The sequence below is a fragment of the Hydrogenophaga sp. LT287 genome (assembly GCF_055702805.1).
In genome coordinates this window covers 1-3,493 of sequence record NZ_JBVPZC010000065.1, presented here as the reverse complement: position 1 = coordinate 3,493, position 3,493 = coordinate 1, and the positions used below count along the sequence as shown (strand labels likewise).

Annotated in this window: 3 protein-coding genes; all 3 read right to left on the bottom strand. The window is 64.0% G+C overall.

What is annotated here, in order from left to right; all coding sequences use genetic code 11:
• Positions 1–180 precede the first annotated feature (180 nt).
• Genes AC0GNR_RS19395 through istA form a run of 3 tightly spaced genes read right to left on the bottom strand, consistent with a single transcriptional unit; the run spans position 181 to position 2,658 of the window.
• Positions 181–399, bottom strand: coding sequence for a hypothetical protein (locus AC0GNR_RS19395; RefSeq protein ID WP_472901141.1), 219 nt, complete (start codon positions 397–399; stop codon positions 181–183).
• Positions 396–1,160, bottom strand: coding sequence for an IS21-like element helper ATPase IstB (istB, locus tag AC0GNR_RS19390; protein ID WP_472902381.1), 765 nt, complete (start codon positions 1,158–1,160; stop codon positions 396–398). The genes AC0GNR_RS19395 and istB overlap by 4 nt, the downstream gene beginning before the upstream one ends.
• Positions 1,147–2,658, bottom strand: a complete 1,512-nt coding sequence (gene istA, locus AC0GNR_RS19385) for an IS21 family transposase (RefSeq protein ID WP_472902380.1) — start codon at positions 2,656–2,658, stop codon at positions 1,147–1,149. Before istA ends, istB begins: the two co-directional genes overlap by 14 nt.
• Positions 2,659–3,493: the final 835 nt, after the last annotated feature.

The following is a 3,493-nucleotide window of genomic DNA, read 5'->3' as shown; positions in this document are numbered from 1 at the left end:
TGTTAGCGGCGGTCTAAACCCGCGTAAATCTGGCGGCGGTAAGTGGTGACGGAATTTGGTGACGTAATCCGGTGTTCATTTCTGGTGGCGGATTCTGGGTGCGGTTTTCGGTGCTGAGCGTGCCAACAACAAGGGCCCCGTCAGGGGCCCTTGTTGTTGGCGCGGGATACTCGTTGGCGCTCAGAACGGTAAGTCCGTGTCAAAGTCTTCCAGTGAATCAGTGGTCACGCGCTGCGCACGCAGCAGATCCTGGATGACCCCTCCGTAATGGGTCCAGACGCGATCGCGCAGATCATCGAGCAACTCCATCACCGCCATGGCTTGTTCCGGTGTCCAGGTGTCGTCCACCGCGAATGGCAGCCCTTGGCGCAGTCCTGAAGGCGGATGCCACGGTTTCATACGGTCTCCTTTGAAGGCTTGCGCTTTACCGTGCGCGCCCGGGCATGTTCTTGCGCCTCCTTGTGCCGGTACGAGTTGCCCTTGATGCCAACAATTTCGGCGTGGTGAACTAGGCGGTCCACGAGGGCGACCACGCAGGCCGCGTTGGGGAACACTTCGCCCCACTCGGCAAAGGACTTGTTCGTGGTGATCAGCGTGCTCTTGTGCTCGTGGCGCCGGCTGATCAACTCGAACAGCAGATCGGCATACCGGCTGGAATACGACAGATACCCGACCTCATCAATGACCAGCAGCGCGGGTCTGGCGTAGTGGCGCAGTCTTGTACGCAGTGCCGAATCGCTGTCCAGGCTGGCCAACTCGCCCAGCAGCTTGCCGGCGGTGGTGAACATGACGGTGTGCCCTTGCAGCACCGCCTGATGTGCAATGTTCTGGGCAATGGTTGTCTTGCCCACGCCAGAAGGGCCCACCAGGATGGCATTGCTGGCACTGTGCAGGAACTGCAGCGTCATCAGCTCGCTCACGCTGGCCTGGTCAATCTGCTCGGGCCAGCTCCAGTCGTAATCCACCAAAGGTTTGAAGCGCCCGATGCGCGCACTGTGCAGCCGGCGCTCCATGGAGCGGCGACTTCTCTCGTGCTCCTCCCAGTCGAGCAACATGCCCACCCAAGGCTCTGTGCAGCAGGTATCCCAGTGGGACAGCACCCCGTGTAGTTGCAGCGCCTGGGCTCGGAGTTTGAGTGTGGCCGAATCAGTTGCTGGCATCGTCACCCTCCTGCGTGAGGCGGTCATAGCCGTCCAGGCTGTGGGGGCGCACGGCGATGTCGCGCGCGCGCACCTGCGCAGACAGGGCCACGCCCAGCGGGGGCGGGGTTTGCTGCTGGCTCTTGCTCTGACGCTGGCGCTGCAGCGCCAGACGAACCGCATGGGGGTGCGGCACACCGCGGCTCATGGCGTCCGTGACGGCGGCCATCATCTGCGTGCGTCCATACACGTCCAGGAGCTCCTGCAACTCACGGGCGATCCGCCCCAACGGCTCACCCCGCTTGGCCGCCTCTGTCAGCAAATCCTGCACCTGAGGAAGCGCGTGTACCAGGCGGTCCGTGTCGCGGTGCGCTCGCGCGCCTCGCTTGTGCTGCACCAGGTCCTGCACATGGGCCTCGATCTCGATCTGCTGAGCCTTGTCCCAGCAACGCGGGTGCGAGGCCAGCGCCTGCTGGCCGTCCAGAATACGCACCTCACGCAAGCTGGCGTGCACGGTGAGGCTGCGCTGAACGTGGGTGTGGGGGATGGAATAGTCGTTCAGATCGAACCGAACGTAGGGTGTCTTGGCCGCTGTAACGCCGCGGATCTCATCGCAACAAAACGGTGTGGCCGGGATGTCCATCAGGTGCGAGCGCTCTTGGTCAAAGGCCTGCTGCACCGACAGCTGGGAGTCCTCGGGGCAGCGCCGAGCGCTGGCAGGACCAGCCACCCAGGCATCGGCCTGGGCATTGAGATCGTCGATATCGGTGAAGCTGCGTCCCTCAAAGAAGGCGGTGCGGATATAGCGGATGGCCCGCTCCACGCGCCCCTTCTCATTGCCCCGGGCCGGGGCCACGGGCCTGGCCTCGAAACGGTAGTGCGCCGAGAGTGCCAGCAGCGTGGGATTGAAGCGGATGGCCTGCCCCTTGCGTTCGAGCACCGCGCTCTTGAGGTTGTCGTACAAGACGACCCTGGGAACGCTGTGCCAGGATTCAAAGGCCTGGACGTGCCCGCGCAGGAAGCTCTCCATGTGCGCGCCCAGGAAGAAGCGCAGGAAGATGCGTCTGGACCAGGAAAGGACCATCACGAAGGCCATCAAGGGTCGGCGGGCTTGCCCGATCTGGATGTGGCCGAAGTGGCCCCAGTCGCATTGCCCCTGTTCACCGGGCAAGGTGCGCAGGCGCAAGTAGGCCTGTGCTGGGGGGCGCGGACGGTGGCGGGCGACGATGTGGCGAAAGTGGTCGGGGCGCCCCTCGTAACCGCGCTCGGCGGCCATGGTGTGCAGCCGGCTGGCCGTGAGGTTGGGGAACTGCTTCAAGGTCTCCTGGATAAAGGGCAGGTAGGGGGTCACGCCCGAAGTGCGTTGTGCGGGCACGATTGGGGCCGCGCCGGCCTGGGTGAGCACGCGCATGACGGTCTCGCGGTGCACGCCCAGCTGGGACGAGATGGTTCCCACCGGCCAGCGCTCGGCGTGGTGGTAGCGCAGGATCTGCGCCTTGAGTTCAGGTGAAATGGCCATGTGAGTCGGTACTCCATACGGAAGGTTGGGATGGATGGCGAAAGCGGCATCGCAGAAAGTCCTGACGCACAAAAGCCGAGACCGAACGGCCGCAAAACTGGCACTTGCAGCGCTGGCTTGCGTCTGGATTCAGAGCGGTTGCGTCGCTGGATGGGAGTACATCAGCGCAGGGCGGTGGTGGGCCACCCTGATGCGTCACTATTTGTTGGCGCGCGCGCCATTGCCCCTGGCGTGTGGCGTGAGCGTGGCGGCCCTTGCGGCTGTCCTGGTAGCGTTTGGCAGCGGCGCGCTGGGCGCAACTTCTGGCCTGGAGTGAGCAGACTGCGCTGCAGTAGCGCTGGCCGCGGTCGCAGTGGCTGCAGATGAGCACAGGGCTGCGACACAGGGCGCACAGAAAACGTCTGGGCGGTGGTGACGGCGGCTGTGGTGGTGCGTGTTGGGCAGTGGGCATGGGCGGTCCATTCCCATGCGTGGGCCCACGCTGCTGGACAGCCACGCCCGCTTCGTGAATACTGACAGCGGCAACGGCGCCCTCCAAAGCGGTGGGTCTCGGGGCGCGACAGTGGGTTTACCGGAAAGTGACTGTCACTGTCGCGCCTGCTTCTTACACAGGTAGGCGATATGTAACGCAAAACACCAGCGCTGCGCCATACCCCTGCGCTGGCTCAAGCCCGCTCGCCATGGCCAAAGCAGGCACGCTCAGGACACGTCTGTGCCCTGTGCAACGGGCACCCTTCGATTCAAAGGAAATTCAAAGCAGTCAGCTGACTGCCGCGGATGACCGCCACCGACTGCTTGCCGACACCAGATTTACGCGGGTTTAGAGCGCCGCTAA